The sequence below is a fragment of the Mucilaginibacter sp. KACC 22773 genome (assembly GCF_028736215.1).
Lineage (GTDB): Bacteria > Bacteroidota > Bacteroidia > Sphingobacteriales > Sphingobacteriaceae > Mucilaginibacter.
Window position 1 is genome coordinate 5,809,687 of record NZ_CP117883.1, and the last position, 20,697, is coordinate 5,830,383.

The 20,697-nt window shown below is 41.2% G+C and carries 20 protein-coding genes; 10 read left to right on the forward strand and 10 right to left on the reverse strand.

The genetic code is table 11. The features are described 5' to 3' along the window. The first annotated feature begins 49 nt into the window (after positions 1 to 49). On the forward strand, positions 50 to 2,473 hold the full coding sequence (locus PQ469_RS24035) for a TonB-dependent receptor (RefSeq protein WP_274209927.1): 2,424 nt from the start codon (positions 50 to 52) through the stop codon (positions 2,471 to 2,473). Positions 2,474 to 2,704: 231 nt separating this feature from the next. On the opposite strand, the gene PQ469_RS24040 is transcribed toward PQ469_RS24035, so the two are convergent. Then, positions 2,705 to 4,132, reverse strand: a complete 1,428-nt coding sequence (locus tag PQ469_RS24040) for an L-serine ammonia-lyase (RefSeq protein ID WP_274213846.1) — start codon at positions 4,130 to 4,132, stop codon at positions 2,705 to 2,707. Between the two features lie 128 nt (positions 4,133 to 4,260). On the opposite strand from PQ469_RS24040, the gene PQ469_RS24045 reads away from it, so the two are divergent. Together PQ469_RS24045 and PQ469_RS24050 are read left to right on the forward strand one after the other, a co-directional pair. Continuing rightward, on the forward strand, positions 4,261 to 4,725 hold the full coding sequence (locus PQ469_RS24045) for a DUF5684 domain-containing protein (RefSeq protein WP_274209928.1): 465 nt from the start codon (positions 4,261 to 4,263) through the stop codon (positions 4,723 to 4,725). Continuing rightward, entirely contained in the window at positions 4,725 to 5,090 is a 366-nt protein-coding gene (locus PQ469_RS24050; RefSeq protein WP_274209929.1) for a DUF2752 domain-containing protein, read from the forward strand. Before PQ469_RS24045 ends, PQ469_RS24050 begins: the two co-directional genes overlap by 1 nt. Here PQ469_RS24050 and PQ469_RS24055 read toward each other — a convergent pair. Continuing rightward, positions 5,072 to 5,815, reverse strand: coding sequence for an RDD family protein (locus PQ469_RS24055; RefSeq protein WP_274209930.1), 744 nt, complete (start codon positions 5,813 to 5,815; stop codon positions 5,072 to 5,074). The genes PQ469_RS24050 and PQ469_RS24055 overlap by 19 nt on opposite strands. Positions 5,816 to 5,908: 93 nt before the next feature. On the opposite strand from PQ469_RS24055, the gene PQ469_RS24060 reads away from it, so the two are divergent. Genes PQ469_RS24060 through PQ469_RS24090 form a run of 7 tightly spaced genes read left to right on the forward strand, consistent with a single transcriptional unit; the run spans position 5,909 to position 13,148 of the window. Next, complete coding sequence (locus tag PQ469_RS24060; RefSeq protein WP_274209931.1) at positions 5,909 to 6,871, forward strand: stage II sporulation protein M; 963 nt, start codon at positions 5,909 to 5,911, stop codon at positions 6,869 to 6,871. Beyond that, the gene (locus PQ469_RS24065) at positions 6,855 to 7,751 is read left to right on the forward strand and encodes a hypothetical protein (protein ID WP_274209932.1); all 897 of its coding nucleotides are present in this window, start codon (positions 6,855 to 6,857) and stop codon (positions 7,749 to 7,751) included. Before PQ469_RS24060 ends, PQ469_RS24065 begins: the two co-directional genes overlap by 17 nt. Next, positions 7,738 to 8,520, forward strand: a complete 783-nt coding sequence (locus PQ469_RS24070; RefSeq protein WP_274209933.1) for a DUF4129 domain-containing protein — start codon at positions 7,738 to 7,740, stop codon at positions 8,518 to 8,520. The genes PQ469_RS24065 and PQ469_RS24070 overlap by 14 nt, the downstream gene beginning before the upstream one ends. After that, complete coding sequence (locus tag PQ469_RS24075; protein ID WP_274209934.1) at positions 8,517 to 9,701, forward strand: DUF4350 domain-containing protein; 1,185 nt, start codon at positions 8,517 to 8,519, stop codon at positions 9,699 to 9,701. Before PQ469_RS24070 ends, PQ469_RS24075 begins: the two co-directional genes overlap by 4 nt. Next, positions 9,691 to 10,668 (forward strand): AAA family ATPase, encoded by a 978-nt coding sequence (locus tag PQ469_RS24080; RefSeq protein WP_274209935.1) that lies wholly within the window; start codon positions 9,691 to 9,693, stop codon positions 10,666 to 10,668. Before PQ469_RS24075 ends, PQ469_RS24080 begins: the two co-directional genes overlap by 11 nt. A 10-nt stretch (positions 10,669 to 10,678) precedes the next feature. Then, positions 10,679 to 12,025 (forward strand): DUF58 domain-containing protein, encoded by a 1,347-nt coding sequence (locus PQ469_RS24085; RefSeq protein WP_274209936.1) that lies wholly within the window; start codon positions 10,679 to 10,681, stop codon positions 12,023 to 12,025. Between the two features lie 4 nt (positions 12,026 to 12,029). Next, positions 12,030 to 13,148 carry a hypothetical protein gene (locus tag PQ469_RS24090; protein ID WP_274209937.1) on the forward strand — a complete coding sequence of 373 codons (1,119 nt, stop codon included), beginning with the start codon at positions 12,030 to 12,032 and terminating at the stop codon, positions 13,146 to 13,148. Between the two features lie 2 nt (positions 13,149 to 13,150). On the opposite strand, the gene PQ469_RS24095 is transcribed toward PQ469_RS24090, so the two are convergent. The 8 genes from PQ469_RS24095 to PQ469_RS24130 form a co-directional block, all read right to left on the reverse strand. Further along, the gene (locus PQ469_RS24095) at positions 13,151 to 13,939 is read right to left on the reverse strand and encodes a mechanosensitive ion channel family protein (protein ID WP_090641447.1); all 789 of its coding nucleotides are present in this window, start codon (positions 13,937 to 13,939) and stop codon (positions 13,151 to 13,153) included. 368 nt (positions 13,940 to 14,307) lie between these two features. Beyond that, positions 14,308 to 15,942 (reverse strand): chaperonin GroEL, encoded by a 1,635-nt coding sequence (gene groL, locus PQ469_RS24100; protein WP_090641444.1) that lies wholly within the window; start codon positions 15,940 to 15,942, stop codon positions 14,308 to 14,310. Between the two features lie 158 nt (positions 15,943 to 16,100). After that, positions 16,101 to 16,376, reverse strand: coding sequence for a co-chaperone GroES (gene groES / locus PQ469_RS24105; protein ID WP_090641441.1), 276 nt, complete (start codon positions 16,374 to 16,376; stop codon positions 16,101 to 16,103). A gap of 240 nt (positions 16,377 to 16,616) precedes the next feature. Then, complete coding sequence (gene secG, locus PQ469_RS24110; RefSeq protein ID WP_274209938.1) at positions 16,617 to 16,961, reverse strand: preprotein translocase subunit SecG; 345 nt, start codon at positions 16,959 to 16,961, stop codon at positions 16,617 to 16,619. A 14-nt stretch (positions 16,962 to 16,975) separates the two neighbouring features. Beyond that, positions 16,976 to 18,466: a hypothetical protein gene (locus PQ469_RS24115; RefSeq protein WP_274209939.1), complete on the reverse strand. Its 1,491-nt coding sequence runs from the start codon at positions 18,464 to 18,466 to the stop codon at positions 16,976 to 16,978. Positions 18,467 to 18,487: 21 nt separating this feature from the next. Continuing rightward, complete coding sequence (locus PQ469_RS24120; RefSeq protein ID WP_090641433.1) at positions 18,488 to 19,003, reverse strand: LptE family protein; 516 nt, start codon at positions 19,001 to 19,003, stop codon at positions 18,488 to 18,490. Between the two features lie 3 nt (positions 19,004 to 19,006). Further along, on the reverse strand, positions 19,007 to 20,257 hold the full coding sequence (locus PQ469_RS24125) for a sigma-54 interaction domain-containing protein (RefSeq protein WP_090641430.1): 1,251 nt from the start codon (positions 20,255 to 20,257) through the stop codon (positions 19,007 to 19,009). Between the two features lie 33 nt (positions 20,258 to 20,290). Continuing rightward, positions 20,291 to 20,641 (reverse strand): four helix bundle protein, encoded by a 351-nt coding sequence (locus PQ469_RS24130; protein WP_274209940.1) that lies wholly within the window; start codon positions 20,639 to 20,641, stop codon positions 20,291 to 20,293. Between the last annotated feature and the right edge of the window lie 56 nt (positions 20,642 to 20,697).

Genomic DNA, 20,697 nt, shown 5'->3' on the forward strand with positions numbered 1-20,697 from the left:
AGCAGTTAATTATTGCGTGCCCCCTCAACTATTGCATTTATTGTTTTTTATGAAACTTAGCCTAACCTTCATTTTCCTGTTTACTTTATTTTGCGCATTGAACGGCTTTGCCCAAACCGATTCGGCGTTTTTGGCCCGCACCATTAATGCGCTCGAAAAATATTCATCGGCAAACCCGGTAGAGAAGGTTCATCTGCATTTTGATAAACAGGGGTATATGCCTGGCGATACCATTTGGTTTAAGGCCTATGTGGTAACCGGCGAAAACCACTCCTTGTCGTCAATCAGCAACGTGGCGTATGTTGAATTACTTACAGCAAAAGATTCGGTAATAAGCCGGATGGCCTTGCCTTTAAGCTCGGGCATAGGATGGGGAGATATTGCCTTGCCTGTCTTATTAAAAACGGGTAAATATCAATTACGGGCGTATACTAATTGGATGCGTAACGATGATCCGGCATATTTCTTTAGCCAACAGATAAGCATAGGCGATTTACAGGCGATAAAGGCAAAAAAACAAAATATAACGGCCAAGCCCGATGTGCAGTTTTTTCCGGAGGGAGGCCTACTCATTAACGGCCTGCGATCAAAAGTAGCTATAAAGTCGGTAGATGAAAAAGGACTGGGCGAAGACCTGGAAGGATTAGTAACAGATAATGACGACAATGAAGTAGCCGAATTTAAAACCCGGCATTTAGGAATGGGGGTATTTGCCATTACGCCGGCAACAGGCAAACTTTACAAGGTTAAAATAACGTGTAAAAATGGCAACCGGTATACCTTTGATTTACCAAAAGCGCATGATGAAGGTTTTGCCATCGCCATTAATAATACACAGGCCGATAGTTTAAGTGTACGCATAGTTGCCTCAAATAAGCTATTTGAAACTCAAAAAAGCGCAGGCTATTACCTGCTTGCACAGTCGGCTGGTAAAATTTGTTACACAGCCGCATTCAGGCTGGCGGCACAAAGCTTCAATACGGTTATTGATAAAAAACGTTTCCCAACAGGGATAACACGATTTACACTATTTGCTGCAAATGGCGAGCCGCTTAATGAACGCGTAGTCTTTATCCAAAATAACCATGCACTCAAACTCAGCGTAACATCGGCAGGCAAAACTTCTGCAGCCAGGCAAAAAGTAAAATTTAGCTTAGATGCCAAAACTGCCGACGATAGCTATACTACAGGAAGCTTTTCGGTATCTGTGATCAACGAAGATTTTACACCTGTGGATGAATTGTCAGAAAACACGATCCTGAACAATTTGCTGCTTACTTCGGATATTAAAGGATATATCGAGCAGCCCAACTACTACTTTACTGATATAACCGATAAAACCCGGGCCGACCTGGATATATTAATGCTTACGCAGGGTTATCGTCGTTTTGAATGGAAACAGGTATTAGCTGATAAGCACCAGCAACCGGTATTTGAAGCCGAAAAATCATTACAGATTTCCGGATATGTAAAAACTTTAGATGGCAAACCGGTACCCAACGGCAAAGTAAAGCTGTTAACAACCAAAGCTGGCATTTTCATGCTGGATACCGTAACCAATGAAAACGGAAAATTCAGCTTTAACAGGCTGCCTGAGGATAGCGCAAGGTACGTGATACAAGCACGTACCGATAAGGATAAAAAAAATGTAATGGTTGTGCTTGATACCTTATCCGGTCATAAATCATTTGCGTTTAGAAACGCACCCGGCGAAAAGGATACAATAAAAGAATTAACTGCTTACCAAAAGCAGGTTAAACAACAACTAAAATTAAGTTTAGACAAGCGCACTATACAACTTAAAGAAGTGGTGATAAAAGACAAAAAGGATACGCCAAAAGACATTTTTAGCCATGCAGAACACCCCGACCAGGTGATAAATGATTTTCCGAAAGAGCCGACTGGAGAAAGCCTGAGCACTTTTTTGGGCGTACGCCTGCGCGGTATCGAGATGAGGAGCTCGGCAGAAGGCGCTTCGTTTTATACCGCACGGTCTATAGCTAAATATTACCCAAACCCGCCGCCAATGATGGTAAAGCTTGACGGAAGTATTATTGACCCGGCCATTTTTAGTGCCCTTTTACTGACAGATATTGAAAGTGCCGAAGTAATCAGAACAACCGGGCAAATGGATATGACAACAGGCGCAAGGGAAGTACTTTACCTCATTTCCAGGAAACATTCCGGCACCGCAATTAAACCATCAACACCGGATGTTATCACATACCAATCAAACGGATTATACAAGGCAAGGGAGTTTTATTCGCCCAAATATGATAAGATCAATGAAAGCGACTCAAAGCCCGATTTGCGTACAACCATTTATTGGAACCCAACCATTATAGTCGACAAAGCCGTTGCCGAATTTGATTTTTTTAACGCCGATACCAGGGGCACTTACCGCGTAACCGTGGAAGGAATTGATGCCGACGGTAATTTGGGCCGGATAGTTTACCTGTATAACGTTGAGTAATAAACACCCCCGCTGGAATTCTGATAAGATAACTGCTATTTCAATACACCAGGCACAAATATTTTTTGATTCGCCTCCATTGCGCAATCAGTTTAGTGTTAACCATGTTTAAATACAATAGATTGATTATTAGATATTTATGAAAAGCATATCTGAAATGTGTTAAGTTATGTTAACCCAATTAGATGCGTTTGACCTGATATACAACTCCCCCTTTAGGGGGCCAGGGGCTTAACACTCCGGCAAGCTGATAGGGATATTAATAGCCAGCCCGCCATCAGATGTTTCTTTATACTTGGAGTTCATATCAAGCGCGGTTTGCCACATGGTTTTTACTACGGCATCCAGGCTTACCTTGGCTTTTTCGGGATTGCTTTGTAAAGCTAACTGCGATGCCGTGATGGCTTTTATGGCCCCCATGGTATTTCTCTCGATGCAGGGGATTTGTACCAGGCCGCCAATAGGGTCGCAGGTAAGGCCAAGATGATGTTCCATGGCTATTTCGGCAGCCATGAGTACCTGCCGTTGGGTGCCACCCAAGCATTCTGTTAATGCGGCAGCAGCCATAGCAGATGAAACGCCAATTTCGGCCTGGCAACCACCCATGGCTGCCGATATGGTGGCGCCTTTTTTAAAGATGCTCCCAATTTCGGAAGCCGTCAGCAAAAATTGGATGACTTTTTCATCAGTGTTACCCTCGCAAAAAACAATATAGTATTGTAATACGGCAGGGATAACGCCGGCAGCGCCGTTGGTTGGCGCGGTTACTACCCTACCAAAAGAGGCATTCTCCTCGTTTACAGCCAACGCGAAACAACTCACCCAATCCAATATATTTTTAAAACTATCGCCTGTTTGCCTTATAGCGGTAATCCATTCATCGTAGTTACTGTAAGGCCTGTTGTTTATTAGTTTTGCATTCAGTTTAAAGGCACGCCGGGCCACATTTAAACCGCCGGGTAACTGGCCTGTGGTATGGCAGCCGCGGTACATACACTCTTTTAAAGCCTTAAAAATATTCAGCACACCTGCACGGGTTTCCTGTTCAGTACGCCACGCCAGCTCATTCTCCATCACCACTTCCGAAATCCGAAGGCCTGTTTTTATACACCAGTGCAATAAATCGGCAGCAGTATCAATCGGGAACGGCAGATCGACCTCATGTTTTGATTGGGCTGATGCGCCATCCTTAACCACAAATCCTCCGCCTATGGAGTAATACGTTTCGGACACCGCTTTGCCATTACTCAAAAACGCCTGGAAAGTAACCGCGTTGGGATGAAAAGGCAAACTTTCGTTAAACAAAAACAACAGGTCGTTAATTACCGAAAATTCAATTTCTTTAATTCCACCTAAAATCAATTTATGTGATGTAGTGATGTGGTTAATTTTAGGGGTAATCTTGTCAACCTCAAAAGTTACAGGATCATCTCCGCTCAAGCCGAGCAAAATAGCGATATCGGTACCATGGCCCCGGCCCGTTTTGGCTAAAGAGCCATAAAGCAGTATTTGTACCTGGTTAACAAGCGGCAGCACCTTCTGCTGTTGTAACGATAATACAAACTGCTGGGCAGCGCGCCACGGCCCAAGGGTATGCGAGCTTGACGGCCCTATCCCTATTTTAAACATATCAAATACCGAAATTTGCTCCCTTACCATCGGCATCAAATTTAAAAATAATAAGCTAACTAAGCTTTGTAATAAATATGATGGAGTGCTTAATTTTTATTTAAAAAATTTATATTTTGCATGAACTAAAACTTATAAAAACACTCAAACCTTAAAAAATGGAAACTTACGACGCTTCTTCCGGTTCTCCCGCGGTGTTTGCCGCTTTATTTGGAATTATGATGATACCAGCTATTATTACGTGGGTAATTGTAGTTGTTGGTATGTGGAAAGTATTTGAAAAGGCTGGTAAGCCAGGATGGGCATCAATTATTCCTATTTACAATGTTATCGTACTACTTGAAATTGTTGGCAAACCTGTATGGTGGATTATTATGTTTTTAATACCATGCGTCAATTTTATTTTTGGCATCTGGACTATTAATCTATTAAGCAAAAGCTACGGCCAAAGCGAAGGTTTTACCATAGGCTTATTACTATTGCCATTTATATTTTATCCAATACTCGGCTTTGGTAATTACCAATATATTGGCCCTGCTGGTGCTGGTTTTGCGGGTTTTCAACCATATGATCCTTCAAAAGATTATCAGGATCCATTTAACCCTAATACGCCGCAAGCTTAATGCTGCCCAATTTTATCACATTACAATTATTTTGCAGTCAGTTGGGTTTTATCCACTGGCTGCAAAATCATTTAATACCCTGTCCGTTTAAATATTTCACCGGTATTGATTGCCCCGGATGCGGCTTTCAGCGTTCGGTAATTGCCCTTGTACAAGGCGATTTAAATAAAAGCTTCGCGTTATACCCTCCTGCCATCCCTCTCCTTTTATTTTTTGCCTACGGTATTGCAGATAACTATTTTAAGCTCGACACCAAAAAATCAGCGGTAAAAAAAACACTGTTTATGATTGTTGGCAGTATAGTGCTTATTAGCTATTGCATCAAAATGTACAGCCTTTACCGGCATTATAGTACATCTGCCTGAGCTACAATGTGGCTGTAATCTTTTATAATGGTTTGCAAAAACAACATATCGTTCATTTCGGCTGGCGGTGTTATCCCTAAGAGGTCTTTGATACGTTGTGCCATATTAAACACCAGCACGCTGTTACGATTTTTAATATAGCTGTTTATTACCTCATTTATCAATTCAATATCTTTATCATTAAGGCTGGCAGCGGCAGCAAAAACCGGCTGATAATCATCGGCAGAGGGGCTAAAAGCTATATTGTTGATTTTTGTGCGCGCCTGGGTGCGGATGAGTGTAGTACCGGCAACCATATCGCCCACTCGCTGCGATTTATCAGATACGGCAACACTTATCAATCCACACAAATGCATAGTGCCCGGGAAAAAATCAATAATCCTAAACAGCCAGCGTAACAAGTATTGGCTGAACCGGGGCCGGGCACCGTCAAGGCTTATCACCTTTATTTTCATGATGCGCTTACCAACACTTTGCCCGTTCATGGCAATTTCGCAAGCCAAGTCATAAAACACGTATAGCGATGCATATATAATAACCAAAACGCCAATTAGCGCCCCTTCGGAATTTAGTATGTTTAACATCGACATCACAATCATGGCTGCAATAAATATTACTATAAACATGGCCATGTCGATCAGGTAAGCAACAATACGTTCGCCCAGGCCGGCAACTTCGTAGTCAATATCAATGTTTTGTGATGTGGTTATTCTTATAGTTTGCATATCATCAAATATAAACGCTAATTATGTTTTTTTTAGTTGTTATATATCGCATTTGTAATTATTTTAACAAAATATTTCAATGTTGGATAACTGATGCGCGAACCTCTTTTTGTAAAACAAAACGCTGCCAAATGGAGCAGCTTTGAACAATCGCCAACGGACGATCCTGATGAGCTTGCCGAAAGGTTTATCCAAATAACCGACGACCTTGCTTACGCCAAAACATTTTATCCAAAATCAAAAACCACGGCCTACCTTAACGGGCTGGCAGCAGGTTTACATCAATCCATCTACAAAAACAAAAGCGAAAAAAGCAACCGCTTCTTAACCTTTTGGAAATACGAATTGCCCATTTTGTTTAAAACCTACCAAAGGCCGTTGCTATACTCATTTATATTTTTCATCATATTTTGCTTGATAGGTGCGCTATCGGCAAAATATGATGAAAACTTTGTGCGTCTTATTTTGGGCGACAGTTATATAGACATGACCAATGCAAACATTGCCAAAGGCGACCCGTTTGGTGTGTACAAACAAGGTGGCGAAACATTGATGTTTTTGGCTATAGCAGCCAACAACATCTATGTATCGCTGGTTACGTTTGTAAGCGGCGTTATATTTTCTGTCGGATCTGTTTATTTTCTTTTCCGTAACGGGCTGATGCTGGGCTCGTTCCAATACTACTTTTTCAGTAAGGGATTGGGCTTAAAATCAATCCTGGTAGTTTGGATACATGGTACTTTAGAGATTTCGTCTATTATGATAGCGGGTGCTGCTGGCATTATTTTAGGCAACAGCCTTTTGTTTCCTAAAACGTATACACGCTTGGTATCCTTAAAAAGAGGCGCGAAAGACGGTATGAAAGTAGCCATTGGCATAGTACCAATTTTAATTGTTGCGGCCTTTTTTGAAGGTTTTGTAACCCGCCATACCGAAATGCCTGTTTGGCTTAGCGTTAGCATTTTAACTTCGTCATTATTGTTTATCATTTGGTATGTAATTATATACCCCAATAAAATTTATAAAACCCTAAACCACTATGCAACCAAAAATTGAATTAGCTAAAACCCGCGATTTTGGCGAAATAATAAGCGACACGTTTCTTTTTATTAAACAAAACCTAAAGCCCCTGCTTAGTTACTTTTTTACGTTTTGCGGTATTTTTATAGTAGCAGCAACCATTAGCGCTTGCCTGATGCAGCTAAAAATGACCACTAATTTTAATAATCTTACAAGCGGGGCTTATACCAATCAATACGCACCATCCTTTTTTAATTTTTTCGGTATCGAATTTGCATTAACCATGGTGTTTACACTATTAAGCATCACGGCCATAATGGTTACTGTTTTTTGCTATATGGCTTTGTATAAAGAGAAGGGCAACCAGGTGCCTACAGCGGAAGAGATGTGGGGTTATATCAAATTTTATTTTCTAAAAATATTAGGCAGCTCAATATTGATCAACCTCCTACTGGCGGTTGGTTTTGTATTTTGTTTAATCCCTGGTATATACATGTCTCCTATCCTGGCATTAGTGGCCCCTATAATGATCATGGAAAACACCAGTTTTGGCTACGCTTTTAACCGCAGTTTTGTTTTGATAAAGGAAAACTGGTGGGCAACTTTTGGCGCATTGGTAGTTACCTGGATAATATTTTCAGTATGCCGCGCCATTATAGTTATACCAGTTAGCATTGTTAATGCTATCAGTTTAGTAACCCATGTTAAAGGGGGTGCTCATTTTTCGATAGCTGCTGCAGTAATTGGCGCGGCACTTCAGCAAGTGTGCCAGGTATTTATTATTATACCCGTAGTTAGCCTTTCCCTTTGCTATTTCAATTTAACCGAAAGTAAAGATGGCACCAGCCTATTAAACAGGATAAACCAGGTGGGCACAATAACGCCCGAGAATGATTTACCGCTTGAAGAATATTAATATGCTGCGCCTGCTCTGCTTTATATTTTTTTCATTCGCTATTCCCGTTCATTCAGTTAAAGGTGTTGTTCCTGCTAAAAAGAGCACGAAACCTTTAATACTGAAGCTGGACACCCAACAGGTAAATGTGCGGCACCTGGATAGCGCAGCTATTAAAGCCTACAGCAAACTTCCCGAGTTTAAATACGATGAAGAAATACAAAAAGACCCATCATGGTGGACACGCTTTTGGCATTGGTTTTGGACCTGGCTTAAAAACCTGTTTAAACCAGCAAAAATTTCGGATAATAAAGTGAACCCGTTTTTCCAGGTGCTGTTATATGTACTGCAGTATCTTTTCATAGGCGCAGGGCTTGCGGCTGTGGTGTTCCTGGTTCTTAAACTGGCCGGTATCGATTTACTGCATGTGTTCAGGCGCAAATCAATGGGAGCAAATTTACCCTACCAGGAATCGTTGGAAAACATCCACGACATCAATTTTGACGACGAATTGGAGCGTGCCATCGCGCAGCACAATTACCGCCTGGCTGTAAGGCTGCTGTATTTAAAATGCCTGAAACAGCTTAGCGATGCCGACCTTATTAAATGGCAGATTGACAAAACAAACAATGCCTACATTAATGAATTAACCAACCCCAATCAGCGCCAGGTATTTAAAACCCTAACACTACAGTTTGAATATATTTGGTATGGCGAGTTTGGCATTGATGCCTCCGTTTTTAAAAACATCAGTACGTTATTTACAGATTTTAAAAAGGAGATATCATGAAGGATTTTAAAATCTATATTTCAATTGCCAGTATCCTGCTTATAGTATACCTTGTTGCGCAGTACAATAAGCCCAACGCTATTAACTGGCAATCAACACTTGCCAAAAACGATAAAATTCCGTTTGGGACTTATATTTTGCATAACCAGCTTGAAAAGCTTTTTCCCGACGCCGAAATTGCCAATACCAACAAATCTATTTACAATGTTTTCCATAACGATAGCCTGCAGCAGGGTAATTACATCATTATAGCCAAAAGCATAAAGCTCAATAAATTTGATTTTGACGAAATGATGAAATACGTCAAAGCAGGCAATTCGGTGTTTATGTCGGCATTTAATTGGAGTGGCTACCTTGCCGATTCGCTAAAAATTGAGTCGCAGGCCGAGTATGCTAAACATAACGTATCTTTTAATTTTGTTAACAGCAAATTACGGGCTCAAAGTAACTACCTGTTTAACCGAGATATTGCAAACCAATATTTTAGCAGTCTTGATACAGCCAAAGCAACCGTTTTGGCTCAAAATTATGCCAATCACTGCACTTTTATGAGTTACAGTTTTGGCAAGGGGCACCTGTATTTATGTGCTACACCCGACTTATTCACCAACTACAGCCTATTAACCAGGCAAGGATCCGACTTTGTCGAAAAAGCATTCTCCTACCTACCGGCTACCGGCCATTTGTATTGGGACCAATTTCAAAATGGCGATATCCCTGAAGATCTTTCACCATTAAGGGTATTTTTTGCTAACCCAGCTTTGCAATGGGCATATTACCTGAGCCTTTGCGGTATTTTAGTTTTTATTTTTTTCGAAATGAAACGCCGCCAGCGGGTTATACCGGTAGTAGAGCCTTTACAAAATTCGACCCTGGAGTTTGTAACTGTTGTAGGGCAGGTTTATTATGAAAAACGCGACAATGCCAACATAGCCCACAAAAAAGTGATTTATTTATTGGAGCATTTCAGAGACTATTACCGCCTTAAAACCAACAAACTTGATAATGAATTTATAGATACTTTATCAAAAAAAACGGGCGTAGCCATCGAATTTATTACCGACCTGGTGCATTCGGTAATTTTTGTAGGTGCGCAACACCATGTTACCGACCACGAATTAATCAGATTAAATAAACTTATAGAGAAATTTTACAGCCAAACCGGACACAATGGAAAATGATTTTTTTGAACAACGAACTGATATGAGCAGGTTAAGCCTGGCTGTTGACCAGATTAAAGCTACGCTGGGTAAAATTATTGTGGGGCAAACTGTGTCTATCGACTTGCTGATAGCCGGCATATTGGCCGATGGGCACATTTTGATTGAAGGGGTACCCGGAGTAGCCAAAACACTCACCGCCAAACTTATTTCAAAAGCTATTGATGCCAAATACTCCCGCATTCAGTTTACTCCGGATTTGATGCCATCAGATATATTAGGTACTTCTGTATTCAATCCTAAATCAACTGAGTTTGAATTTAAGCAGGGACCTATATTTGGCAATATCATCCTGATAGATGAAATTAACCGCGCACCGGCAAAAACACAATCGGCTTTGTTTGAGGTGATGGAAGAAAAGCAGGTTACAATTGACGGGCATACCTATAAAATGCAGGAGCCCTTTACTGTACTAGCTACCCAAAACCCGGTTGAACAGGAAGGCACTTACCGACTGCCCGAAGCACAATTAGATAGATTTTTATTTAAAATAGAAATTAAATATCCAACTCTTGAAGAAGAGATTGCTATTATAACCCAACAACATCAGCAAAAAACTACAGATCAGTTAAACAACATTGCATCTGTATTATCGGCTGCCGAAATTATTTCGCTAAGACAACAGGTAAGGGCCCTACATGTTGAGCGCAAGCTGCTGGAATTTACAGCTAAAATTGTTCATGAAACCCGCAACCATAAATCATTATACCTGGGTGGTTCGCCAAGGGCTACGCTGGCTATGATCAATGCAGCCAAGGCATTGGCGGCTATTAAAGGGCGTGATTTTGTTACGCCTGATGACATTATTTATGCTGCAGCCCCGGTATTAAGGCACCGTGTAATGCTTACGCCCGATAAGGAAATGGAAGGCCTGAGCCCCGACGATGTAATTGGGCAAATTATTCAAAAAATAGAGGTACCACGATAACCCATTTTTTGTGAAAAACATTTACGGCCTGTTTTACAAAGATCTTTTTTTAACCAACCGCCTGTTTACCGGTTTGGGAATAAGCGTGGTAGTGTTTGTGCTATCATTCTTTTTTCCCTGGCTTGGAGTAATACCGGCATTGGTTTTCTGGGCGTTGGTATTGCTGTTTATGATTGATGTGCTCATGCTTTATAAAACGGCCAAAGGCGTGTTTGCCAAGCGCCATGCTCCCGAAAGATTAAGCAACAGCGACGAAAACGAACTGGGTGTTTATTGTGAAAACTGGTATCCTTTTAATATCAGCATTGGCATTATCGACGAGATTCCGTTTCAGTTTCAAAAGCGCGACATCTGGTTTAAAACAACCTTAAAACCACATGAGCGCAAACTGATAAGCTATAGCTTGCGGCCTACCAAACGCGGCGAGTACGAATTTGGCGATATCCGGGTTTACGCCAAATCGCCATTAGGGCTCATCACGAGGCGTTATACTTTTCAGCAGGCCGAGACATTGCCGGTATACCCATCCTTCCTCCAGATGCGTAAATATGAGTTGATGGCTATCTCTAACCGGCTCACAGATATCGGCATAAAAAAAATACGCCGTATTGGCCACAGCCTGGAGTTTGAGCAGGTAAAAAACTATGTTGCCGGCGACGACTACCGCACCATTAACTGGAAAGCCACCGCCAGGCAGGGCAACCTGATGGTTAACTCCTATACCGACGAAAAATCGCAGCACGTGTATTGTATAATAGATAAATCAAGGGCGATGAAAATGCCTTTTGAAGGCTTAAGCCTGTTGGATTATGCTATAAACGCCAGCCTTGTGCTATCAAGTGTTGCGCTCATAAAAGAGGACAAGGCGGGCTTGATTACCGCATCTGAAAAAATTGGTGCTGTTATTCCTGCCGATAGAAAATCCTCGCAATTGAATAAAATACTGGAGGTTTTGTATAAGGAGCGTACCCGCTACCTGGAAACCAACATGGAACTATTATACAGCACCGTACGTACAGTAATAAAACAGCGCAGCCTGGTAGTCTTTTTCACCAATTACGAAAGCATGAACGCCCTTAACCGGCAGCTGCCCTACCTGAAACGGATAGCCAAATTTCACCTGCTGCTGGTAGTGTTTTTTGAAAACACCGAACTTAAAACCCTGAGCGAAAAACAGGCAACCGACCTTGAAGGTATCTACATAAAAACCATCGCCGAAAAGTTTGCTTACGATAAAAAACTCATAGTAAAAGAGCTGGCTAAATATGGGATCCAATCTATTTTAAGTGCGCCGCAAAATTTGACGGTTAATACCATCAACAAGTATTTGGAATTAAAGGCTAAACAGAAGATTTAAGGTTATGCTGCATACACTTAAATTGCTTTTGGATGGAATAGATATCGTTACTAAAATTGCAAAAAAAAGCCAGCCCGCACTTCCTCAATTAGAACCGGCCTTATACGTAAGACGGGCAACAAGCATTTCACAATACATTGATATCGCCACCAAAGCCATGGTCAATGATGGAAAAAAAGTGGACGACGTTAAAACCATATTAATTAATAGGGGCCTACATGAGGATCACTTCGATGCGGTATTAAACCGGGCACAATATAATTACAAAGTATGGTTTAATGAAACTGGCGGCAAACCAGCGTTAACCGTTTTTGAATTATATCAGCAATCAACCCAACGCCATGCAAAACCATCGGTTGAAATAATTTCACACAAAGGAGAAGATCATGCTTTACATTTTTGTGCTTTAATTGGTTTCAGGAGGTATTTCCTGCTACCAGGCAGAAGCGTATTATATACAATTGTTAACCAGGCACTGCTAAATGCTCCAGTACTAATAAACGAAGTGGCCGGTATCACTCAATCAACCTTTGCAAAGGTAGGCGGTAAAGCAGGAAATCCATATTTACGCGTGGTGACAATTGGCCAGCAACGAGAAGCTGTATACCCCTACATACAAACTGAATTTAAAACCCTTTTTTATACACAACAAATTGTAGAGTGGGACGACGGCGAACCTATTATAGAAGCCGAAATTGAAGGCAACCTGAACAGGACTGTTCCGGTGAGTTTTTTTGCTACAGATTACGCGGTTAATAAACAGATTTACCAAACTCAACCTAATGTTGAAGTCCGGTTATCGGCCTTGGTGTTAGAGCTTTTTGAGGCAGACACAAACACCAATGAAATAAATCAGCAACCTAAGGGATTTTGGGCAAACAACAAGTACAGCAACAAAAGTTATTTTTCATTTGAAGCTGTAATTCTCGAAATAAAAGGTGCTCCGGTCGATCCTGTTTCGATAGGGTGCATGATGATGTTAAAACTCGACCGTGGCCAAAAAACTGGCAGCGATTTTGTAATTGATACTTACATCACCAACAACAATATCAAAGCAGATCAAATTCGCAAGGGGATGCTTGCAAGGGGTATTCTTTGGTTTCAGGGCGAAATCGTCCGTTAACTCTACCCCGCCTTCGGGAACGCAACTCCATTAGCGCTGAAATCCTTAAATATCTTTTCCTGCAGGGCTATTTTGGCGGTTAAAAAGTTGGCTGGTTCCACCCATACGTTTATGGTAATACGTACTGAGTCTATCTCCATACTGATAATTCCTACCCTTGCGGCCGGTTCTGTAAGCAGGTCATGGGTTGAACTGATGGCCTGGTTAATGATACCCTTCACTTTATCCAGATCATTGGCGTATGCTATCTTAATCTCAAAATCCAACCGGCGTTTACCCTCACGGGTTACGTTTACAATCACCTCGTTAAAAAGCTTTCCGTTGGGAATAATTACCTGCTTGTTATCGGCGGTAATTAAAACGGTGTAAAAAATCTGGATAGATACTACTTTACCATCCTGGCCCTGGGCTATTATACTGTCATCAACCTCAAATGGCTTCAAAAGCAAAATGAGCACCCCACCCGCAAAATTTTGAAACGTACCTGAAAGCGCCAAACCGGCTGCAACGCTAAATGCACCAATTATTGTAGTGAAAATGGTAAGCTGGAAGCCAAAAATATTAATTACCGAAATGATAAGTAATATATAAAGACTGGTAATTGTAAGACTAAGAAGAAAGGGCTGTAACGATGAGTGTACCTGCCTTTGAAGCATCCGGTTGCGTAGCCGCGCCCTTAAAAATTTGATGAACCAAAGACCAACAATCAGAACGATTAATCCGAATGAATAGCGAACCCAATTATCAACTATCCATTTGTGTGTATCAATATAAAAATCTTTCAACTCCATAACTGGAGGCAAAAGTAAAAATTAATTACTTACCGTAAATAGTTATAAATAATTCGGGACCCTTAAACAACAACCAGTCTACTATGGCGCTGTGTATTTGTTTTGATTTTTGTGTTATATTTTTCATATCATCCTACGCTATTCAAATCCTGTGCCTAAGAAACTATCTTTTAGGATTGTTACGCAAAAATACAGGTTAGCTATTAAGATAATTTTAAAAACTAATCAAATGATTAATTAATGACTGTCCGTTTACGTTCAAATGACTATAGCCACCCTTTGAAAAAACGAAACCCTGTATACAAAAGCATACAGGGTTTCAAATAGTATATATTTTCAGACACCCCCTTCAGGGGGCCGGGGGGCTATTACATCATGCCGCCCATGCCGCCGCCGCCCATTGGTGGGCCACCGGCTGGAGCATCTTCAGGATCATCAGCTAATACAACTTCTGTTGTTAACAACATAGCTGCGATAGAAGCTGCGTTCTCTAAAGCTACACGGCCAACTTTAGTTGGGTCGATAACGCCTGCTGCAATCAGGTTTTCGTATTTATCGGTACGGGCATTGTAACCAAAATCACCTGTACCTTCTTTAACTTTTTGTACTACGATTGAACCTTCGATACCAGCGTTCTGGCAAATCTGACGTAAAGGCTCTTCGATAGCGCGACGGATGATCTGGATACCAGTGTTCTCGTCTTCGTTATCACCTTTCAAATCAGCTAAAGCAGCTACCGCGCGGATGAAGGCAACGCCACCACCAGCAACAATACCTTCTTCAACAGCGGCACGTGTTGCGTGTAAAGCATCGTCAACACGATCTTTTTTCTCTTTCATTTCAACCTCTGTAGCAGCACCTACGTAAAGTACAGCAACACCGCCAGATAATTTGGCTAAACGCTCCTGTAATTTTTCGCGGTCATAATCAGATGTAGTTGATTCGATTTGAGATTTGATTTGGCCAACACGACCTTTAATCTCATCGGCAGAACCAGCACCGTTGATGATAGTTGTGTTATCTTTGTCGATAATGATTTTCTCGGCAGTACCTAAGTAAGTCAAATCAGCATTTTCTAATTTGTAACCTCTTTCTTCCGAGATCAAAGTACCACCAGTAAGGATAGCAATATCCTCTAACATAGCTTTACGACGATCGCCAAAGCCAGGAGCTTTAACAGCAGCAACTTTCAGCGAACCACGAATTTTGTTAACTACCAAAGTAGCCAATGCTTCGCCATCAAGGTCCTCGGCAATGATCAATAATGGTTTACCTGTTTGTACTTGTTTTTCAAGGATGGGAAGTAATTCTTTCATCGACGAGATCTTTTTATCGTAGATCAGGATGTAAGGATTTTCTAACTCCACTTCCATTTTATCAGCATTGGTAACAAAGTAAGGAGAAAGGTAACCACGATCAAACTGCATACCTTCTACAGTTTTAACTTCAGTTTCAGTTCCTTTTGCTTCTTCAACAGTGATAACACCATCTTTACCAACTTTAGCCATAGCTTCGGCAATTAACGAACCGATGATCTCGTCGTTATTTGCAGAAATTGCAGCAACCTGTTTTATTTTGTTATTGTCTTCGCCTACAGTTTGTGATTGAGCTTTTAAATCCTCAACAACAGCTGCAACAGCTTTATCAATACCACGTTTTAAATCCATTGGGTTTGCACCGGCAGCTACGTTTTTAATACCTGCGGTTACAATAGCTTGTGCTAAAACGGTAGCAGTAGTAGTACCATCACCTGCAATATCAGCAGTTTTTGATGCAACTTCTTTAACCATTTGGGCACCCATGTTTTCTAAAGCATCTTTCAGTTCGATTTCTTTAGCAACAGTAACACCATCTTTGGTGATTGATGGTGAGCCGAATTTTTTATCAATAATTACGTTTCTGCCTTTAGGGCCTAATGTTACTTTAACCGCATTAGCTAAAATATCAACACCGCGTTTTAAGGCGTCGCGTGCTTCAACATTGTATTTAACTTGTTTTGCCATTTTTTTAGTTATTGAATTATTGAGTTAGTGAATTAGTGATTTAATTTTCACGCTCAATAATTGTTTTTCCGTTTTGTTTTTGATTATTCCAGTGATTTTTTGTTGATCAGTAAGTCGGGCATTCACTAACTCACTAATTCAATAATTCACTAATTAATTTACAATACCGCGTAAACGTCAGATTCGCGCATAATTAAATACTCTTTTCCTTCGTAGGTAATTTCGGTACCGGCATATTTACCATATAAAACCTGGTCACCAACTTTTACTGTTAAAGGCTCATCTACTTTACCGTTACCTACTGCAACGATAGTTCCACGCTGAGGTTTTTCTTTAGCGGTATCAGGGATAATGATTCCCGAGGCGGTTTTCTCTTCGGCCGCTGCGGCCTCTACAACCACTCTGTCGCCGATTGGTTTAATGTTTAATGACATAGTTATAACTGTTTATTTATTTAAGTTTTTCAAACACCAAATCCTCATCAATTATGCCAAGGGCCGGCAATGGCAAATATTGACATACTTAACTGTTGTAATGGCAGCAAAAACGTTTTTTTACTTTTTACCCTTAACAGTATTTTAACCTGCCCGTGCCATCGTGTCAGTTAAGCTGGGCACAAAAAAACGGCTTTGGATTGTTCCAAAGCCGTTTTTTACTATTTACTAAGCGTAAGCTTATTTCGTTTTATTTGGAGCTGGTGCTGCGGGGACATTCAATGGCGTTGTTGCAGGCGCAGTTGACGAAGGTTTTGAAGCCTTATCAATCTGGTTTTGCAAAGGGTTTACGGTACTTGCCGAACCACCTTTGGCCACCACGTTGATGGCTAACGCCAATACCATTACGGTAATTGCCAATACCCAGGTACCTTTTTCTAAAAAGTCGCCTGTTTTTTGAACGCCCATCAACTGCGATGAACTTGAAAAATTAGATGACAAACCGCCGCCTTTAGGGTTTTGGATTAATACGATTAGCCCTAACAGAGCGCATACAATAACGGTAAGGATAATTAAAATGTACATTTCTTTATTTTATATTAATTCGTTTTCTTTTCTAATTGTTCAATTTGGTGGGCAAAGTAACGGCTTTTTTCCGGGAATTTCAACATCAATTTTTTATAAGTAGCAATCGCTTTGTGATATAGCATCTGATCGGCGTATATCTGCGCCAGGGTTTCGCTTACCAACTCATTTTTATCTTCCGAACTTTTTTTGGCCTTATTCTCATTATCTATTTTGTTTATTGATGGCGGCCTTATCTGCGGTTCTTCTTTGATAAACTTTTCAATAATAATATCTTCCTTGCGCTTTACTTCAGGAGCATCCGGTATTGGGGCGTTTTCCAGGTCCAGAAGCGATTTATCGTGAAATATATTTTCAAAATATTGCTGTTGCAATTCGTCGGCAGCGTGCTCCTTTTTCTCTTCGGCAGTTATCCCTTGCGTCGCATACTGTTGTACCGGAGACAAATATGGTTGATAGGTTGATGCGTACTCCTTACGTGTTTTATCAAGCCACCACATAAAGGTATAAGGCATCTTTTCATCATGATACTTTGATACAGTTTCGGCTTCGTGGGCATTATCAACTCCTGTGGTAACTAAAGGAAGCGCCCTTGTAGCAACCGAAGCAGGGTTATCAACTCCTTTTTGATCAGCTATCGAATTATCAAACATAAAATAATCGGTGGAGGCAATGCTTCCAATGATCCATTTTTCTGTTTCAAAATTAATATCTGCCGGGTTTTTCCTGGGTTCCGCAACGGCCTGCCCACCCATGTCGGGCTCTTCGGCAGTAACTGGCGCTTGTTCGGTTGCAGCATCGTTTTTAACTTCTTGCCCGGGTTTTATATCTGATGAGCTGCCATCAAAACTAATGTTTTCAATGCCTACAATTTCGTCAAAAATCTCATCTTCGATATCTTCCTCGTTTTTTTCGTCGGCTACCTCTGGCTTTACAACAACAGGCGGCGCATCTTCTGCAACAAACACCGGTACTTCAGCATCTGTTTGATCATTTGCTGCTGATAACTCTTCCACAGCAGGCCCTGCTCCGGGTTCTTCCAACTCTTGAGTTATCGCATCAGCTTCATTATTTGTTACAGATTCGGGCGCGGACGTCTCTGTTAATATTTCAAATTGGTCTTCCGATCCGTTGAGGCCTTCCGGCTCCCCGGTTACTTCGGTTGCCGTACCTATGTTAAAATAGTTTTCGCTTTCGCGGGCGGGTGGTGTATAAACAGGTGCCGCCCCATTTTTAAAACCTGCAATTTGCCCGGCAGAAACTACAGGCAGGTTCTCAGGATCGTTAATAAGTTTGTGCAGCAACCTGGGGCTAAAGTAAGCGGCGGCGTGTTTTAAGTCGCTTCCGTTACCTGCATGGGCAAGCACTGCCCTTAATATGCCACTTTGCGGAAATTCATCAACCAACTGCTGCAAATCATAGTTATGCAACTGGCCATTATCGGCCGGATTGGCCAATAACTCCCATAATATCTCGTTTTGCCTGTTATTTAAATATTGATCCACGTGGTTGAAAGTACGAAATGCCTACCAATTAGAAAAGGCCCTGTTAAAAATATCTTCGGTTATTTGCTTTGTAATCTCCTGGATGAGCTTTTGTTCTTGCGAATTTATATCTCCCCTGTAGTTAGCAAACCGGGTCATACTTTCCTCAAAGTTAAGATTTTTATCCTTTTTATCCTTCTCGTAAACGCATTTCACCCTTACCGTAATACTTAATTTATTGGCATCGGCAATTGGAGCCGTATTGTTATTAGTAGCCTCGATAGATACCGGCGCAATCTGGTAGCCAATAATGGCACCAGACATGATCACATCGCCCTCGTTCCTCACAATACTTAAACGGCTTTGGGTACGAATCCTGTCTTTTAATGCCTCCGTAAAAGTTTGGCTCAAGTTATTTACCACCAGCGGCGCGTTGTTTTCAAAAAACTGGATGTTGATGGTTTTTACCTCAAGGGGTATGGCAGAGTTTTTAAGTGTATAGCACGATGAAAGTAAACCCAAACTTAAAACAATAATTGCTCCGTATAACCTTTTCATCAACTATAAATTTAACTCTTTAATTTTTCTGTACAATGTACGCTCAGATATGCCCAGCTCATTGGCGGCGAGTTTACGTTTTCCTTTGTGCTTTTTTAAAGCTTTACGGATCAGGTCTGATTCTTTTTCAATCAGCGATAGTGACTCTTCTACCTCCTCGGCTTCGTGGGTTATGTTATAAGCATCGTTGCCGCCTAAATTGCTGTTATTATTTGTATTAACGGGTTGCTGCAAAGTAAATTGTCCTTCGGGGCTACCCGGAATTTCAATATCGCGGTACAGCTGGTTAAGCGTTTGCGAGTGGCTGGCGTAATTGGCTGATACACCGCCATGCTCAATAATATCGGCCACCAGCTTTTTCAGTTCAACCATATCGCGTTTCATATCAAACAACACCTTATACAATATATCCCGTTCCGAAAAGTCTTCTTTACCGGGGTTACCTACACGCATAGGCAAATTGCGGCCATTAGCCTCTTGTGGGATATATGTTAACAAGGTTGGCCCCGTAATAATGCGGTCCCGCTCCAATACAGCTAACTGCTCGGCCATGTTTTTAAGCTGCCTTACATTACCCGGCCAGCTGTAGTTAATTAATACCTGTTGCGCCTCTTCATCAAGCTGAATTGGCGGCGTACGGTATTTATCAGTAAAATCGGATGTGAATTTCCTGAACAACAGGTAAATATCCTCTTTCCTATCGCGTAAAGGCGGTATTTTTAAGGGTACTGTATTTAAACGATAGTACAGATCTTCCCTAAACTTACCACTTTTTACAGCATCGTAAACATCAACATTGGTAGCGGCTATAACACGCACGTTGGTTTTCTCTACCTTTGATGACCCCACTTTAATATACTGGCCAGATTCAAGCACCCTAAGCAAACGGGCCTGGGTGCCTAATGGCATCTCGGCAATTTCATCTAAAAATATGGTACCGCCGTTTACGGTTTCAAAGTAACCCTTACGTTCGCCAACAGCACCGGTATAGGAACCTTTTTCGTGGCCGAACAATTCCGAATCGATAGTTCCCTCAGGTATAGCGCCACAGTTCACCGCTATAAAAGGCCCATGCTTACGCGGACTCATCTGGTGTATAATGTGCGAAAACACTTCTTTACCGCTCCCGCTTTCGCCGGTAATCAGCACCGAAATATCTGTAGGCGCCACCTGGTTGGCTATATTTATGGCCCGGTTGAGCAATGGCGAATTGCCAATGATACCGAAGCGTTGTTTTATTTCTTGTATTTCCATATTGAAGAAGAGTCAAGAGATTAGAGTCAAGAATTAAGATTTTGTTTCAGGTTTCAGTATATGCTCTCTGAATGAAAAAATCATTCGTTGAACTTCAGCCACTAATTCCATGCAACTAAATAATTTATCCGTCGACCCGTATTTCCGGCGCTCACATATTAATAACTGCGTTTCAAGTTCAAAAGATGATGACATCGAAATTGATAAAAACTCTGCAAAATGTTTACTTGTTGTTTTTCCAGACCCCTCTGCTATGTTTGACGGGATGGAGCATGAGCATCTATTTATCTGATCAACCAAATTATAGCGCTCAGTTACTGGTAAATCTTTACTATAGTCAAAAATCAAATCAGTTAGGTCCATTGCTTTTTGCCATACTTTCAAATTCTTAAAATTATGCCTCATGCAAGTTCTGTCTTATCTCTTGATTCTTATATCTT